At 49.6% G+C, this 3,757-nt stretch carries 4 protein-coding genes; all 4 read left to right on the forward strand.

Translation table 11 applies throughout. The annotated features are described in order from the left end of the window. Positions 1-234: hypothetical protein (locus J4G02_22045; protein ID MCE2397196.1), on the forward strand; the 234-nt coding region annotated here is incomplete at its 5' end. A gap of 117 nt (positions 235-351) precedes the next feature. Continuing rightward, entirely contained in the window at positions 352-1,164 is an 813-nt protein-coding gene (locus tag J4G02_22050; protein MCE2397197.1) for a phytanoyl-CoA dioxygenase family protein, read from the forward strand. 37 nt (positions 1,165-1,201) lie between these two features. Beyond that, positions 1,202-2,146 (forward strand): phytanoyl-CoA dioxygenase family protein, encoded by a 945-nt coding sequence (locus J4G02_22055; GenBank protein MCE2397198.1) that lies wholly within the window; start codon positions 1,202-1,204, stop codon positions 2,144-2,146. A 55-nt stretch (positions 2,147-2,201) separates the two neighbouring features. Further along, entirely contained in the window at positions 2,202-3,365 is a 1,164-nt protein-coding gene (locus J4G02_22060) for a phytanoyl-CoA dioxygenase family protein (GenBank protein MCE2397199.1), read from the forward strand. Positions 3,366-3,757 lie beyond the last annotated feature (392 nt).

Consider the following 3,757-nt stretch of genomic DNA (forward strand, 5'->3'; position numbering starts at 1 on the left):
CTCAACACTGATACTTCTCAAGGACAGATTTCCGTAGAGGTCCTGGACGCAGCGGGCCGGCAGATTCCCGGTTTCGCCAAAGCGGTATGCCAAGATATCAAAGGCATGGACGAACTGCAACTACAGCCCAGATGGGCAAATCATGCCGACCTGTCACCTTTAATTGGGAAAACAATACGTCTGAAGTTCGATCTACAAAACGCTCATCTATACGCTTTTAAGGTCAATTCTTGACATTGGTCGCGGGTGCCTTGGTAAGTCGTTGAATGCTCAAAGCCAATACCAGAGACGGTTGTGCAAGACACCGGACTGGTTGAGCCTCGACTATAGTACAACAGTTTGAGGAGCAGCATGTCGAAAGAGAAATATAATCAACTCGTCAATGAAGGATTCTGTGTTTTTGAAAATATCCTGAGTGATGCGTTAGTCAACCAACTTCGGAGCGTGACAGACCAACTCTGCGAAAACATGACGGAGGAGCACAAAAAATATTTTCGCTCTCAAGGCAGCGCGTTCAGAACTTATGAAGACCCGGTTTTCGCGGAATTGAGATCAATGGGGTTCAAGGATCCAACCTTTACCAGTGGGTATATCCTGAGCAAGCCGCCGCACAGTCCACCGTTGTTTTGGCACTACGACTGGTTTGGTTGGGCAGATTCAAGCACCTACGACCCACGACCACAACAGGTATTCTTCATGTACTACCTGACCGACACCACACCGGATAACGGTTGTCTTCGTGTGATTCCGGGGTCGCACTACAAGCACAACCCACTCCACGATTTAATAATGGAACCACATGCCGGTGAGATTTCAACGGCAAAGGACCTAAACCGTCCCGAATTTTCGACGCGCCCTGATGAAATTGATGTCCCTGTCAAAGCCGGTGATCTGCTGATTGGTGATTCACGTTTATTGCACGCTTCGTACGCAAACAACTCCGACGAACGCCGCACGGTTATCACACTCTGGTTCCAGCCCGATTTTTGCAATTTGCCGGAGCGCATCAAAGCACAGCTAGCTAGCAAGACACATCCCATCCCCGAAGATTGGTCTCAAGAAGCGCAGGAAATGGTTCGCCGCCTGAATCCAAAATACGATGGCGACGCAGAGCCGTATGGGCGGGTTTTGTATCAACGAAAACCCGGTTACAAGAAAATATAGACTCTATTATTGATTTCGCACAGAAGGAGGCCATCCAATGACACCTGAAAAGATATTGTCTCATAAGCCTAAAGCGCTCACTCAAGCGCAGCGTCAATTTTACTTTGATAACGGATACCTGCTCGTTGAAAGCATTGTATCGCAGGATTGGGTTGAACGTCTGATCGACGTTACGGATGAAATGGTGCAGCGCAGCCGGTCCTTAAACAAGTCAGATATGGTGTTCGATCTGGAGCCGGGACACACAGCGGACAATCCACGCTTGCGCCGTCTGACTAGTCCGGTTGAACATCACCCGACCTACTGGGAGTTTGCTTCGCAGTCGATTATCGTCGATGTGGCAGCGGACCTAGTAGGACCGGACGTGAAATTCCATCACTCGAAATTGAATTTCAAATGGGCAGAAGGCGGCGAAGAGGTTAAGTGGCATCAAGACATCACCTATTGGCCCCACACCAACTATAGTCCGCTCACAATCGGCGTTTATCTTCACGATGTGGGCAATGATCAGGGGCCTCTCGGTGCAATCGCCGGAAGCCACAAGGGTGAACTTTTTAATCAATACAATGACAGCAATCAATGGGTCGGCTGCCTCAGCGACGAAGACGCCAAGAGTGTTGACACAGCAAATGTTGAGTATCTGAAGGGTCCCGCCGGATCTATCACGATTCATAACTGCCGTGTGATTCACGGTTCCAAACCGAATCTTTCCGACCAAGGACGACCGTTATTACTGAACATCTATTCGTCAGCCGATGCCTTCACCTACACTGCCAATCCGCTACCCAGTCGATACGAGGGCACCATTGTAAAGGGCAAACCAGCACGTTGGGCGCATCACGATGATCGCCCCTGTCTAGTGCCTCCAGACTGGTCAGGGGGTTATACATCGCTGTACGCATTGCAGCAGCAAGAGCAGTGGGATGAAGGTCAGCTTGAAACAGTTGCAAAGCAGACCGCAAAAATTCAAAAAAAACGATGAAAGCTATTTAAACAATCCCGAGCACAGATGCTCCGATACATCGGGGGTGGAGATCGTGACGACACCCGTAGACACGAAAGAACTTCAGGACAAAGGTTACATCATCGTGCGCGAGTGTGTACCACCACACCAACTTGAGTCGTTACGCACACATTGTGAGCGCATGCTTGAACGGCATAAACGGTGGTGGGCGGACAATCGTAAGCCGGGCGAACCGCCGGGCGGAGAGTGGGAGTCAGGTCCGCAGCCGCGGGTGTTATTTGATCGGGTGGTCGATCGGGAGGCAGTGGAGTCGGTAGAGTTCGTATTTCACGAAAACACCTACGGAATCAGCAAGCAGTTAATGCAGGCGGAGAGGGTAGCACCGCTGCAATTCGGCATGTTCTGCAACCCGCGGGTAGATCACGGTCCGTGGGACTGGCATCGCGATATCCGGTCGTGGCGCGAGGGACCGTTGGAGGGATTGTTCACAGATTCCTTGGCGAATCCTCCGGCATACACGCAGTGGAACATCCCACTGTATGACGATGATGTACTGTGGGCGGTTCCCGGTAGCCACAGGCGTTTCAATACTGAGGCGGAAAACCGGCAGCTATCCAAGAGTGAACACGAGCCGTTGGATAGTGGTATCCCGATCGAGTTGAAAGTAGGTGACGGCGTTGTATATCTTAATACGATTCTACATTGGGGCAGCAACTACAGCACGAAACTGCGTCGGACCCTACAGTATACCTATCGTGCTTTTGGTAACGGTATATATCCGCACGCCCACTCCTTCGTTTGGCAACCGGAGTTGATTGATAGGCTACCGGCGCATCTGGCAGTTAAGTTTGAACATTTCCTCAATCTGGAACAAGACGAACTTGCTCTAATTGAACGCATTTTTCGCGCAATTATTGGATTAGATGAAGGAGGGTTCCGTCAGGGGTTGGCTGAACTGCATCCGGGCATTGAAGGTCGAATGACCTGCCTCGTGCTGTTGTCTAAACGGGCGAAGAACATACGCCACCATCCGCGTGAGCCAATGTCTAATCGCTTCACGGAATCGGAGCGAGAAATGCTCTGGCAGCGGTTCCTTTCCTTGGATAGCGCACTCCAGACCGATTCGCCTCAACTTGTGCCCGGCTTTCAGAATAAGGAGCCAACTCCCTACATCTTCAACGAGATGCCCGCCTTCGACATTGACGACTTCGTAGCGAGTTGGACCTGTTCGTGTTGATTGGGGGAAGATGCGCGGTTGAAAAATGGCAAATCATTTCGACCAAATTGGCTAGGGCGTGTTGACATTTTGATGTTGTTAATTCGGCAAACGCTATAATCATTCGGACAATCTGACATAAGTAGCGCAAACTGTTAGTTTGTGGTACAAAAGCCTACTTTTATGAAATAAGCTTTTGAACAGGGACTCCTCGATGAAAAACCTTGTTGGGTTTCACTCTATCTGTCTATAAGCAAGTGTTGTTGAACGATCGAACGTCTATTGGATTTGATAGGGATTTACGTTTAACCGTTCAATCCAACCTACGGACAGTCAAATGTCAACAGAACCTAAACAAAGAAAGATTGTTTAGAAGAAAATGTCCCTATTGAGATTACAACCGATTAAGGAGT

This window comes from Candidatus Poribacteria bacterium (genome assembly GCA_021295755.1).
In the GTDB taxonomy this organism is placed as follows: Bacteria; Poribacteria; WGA-4E; order WGA-4E; family PCPOR2b; genus PCPOR2b.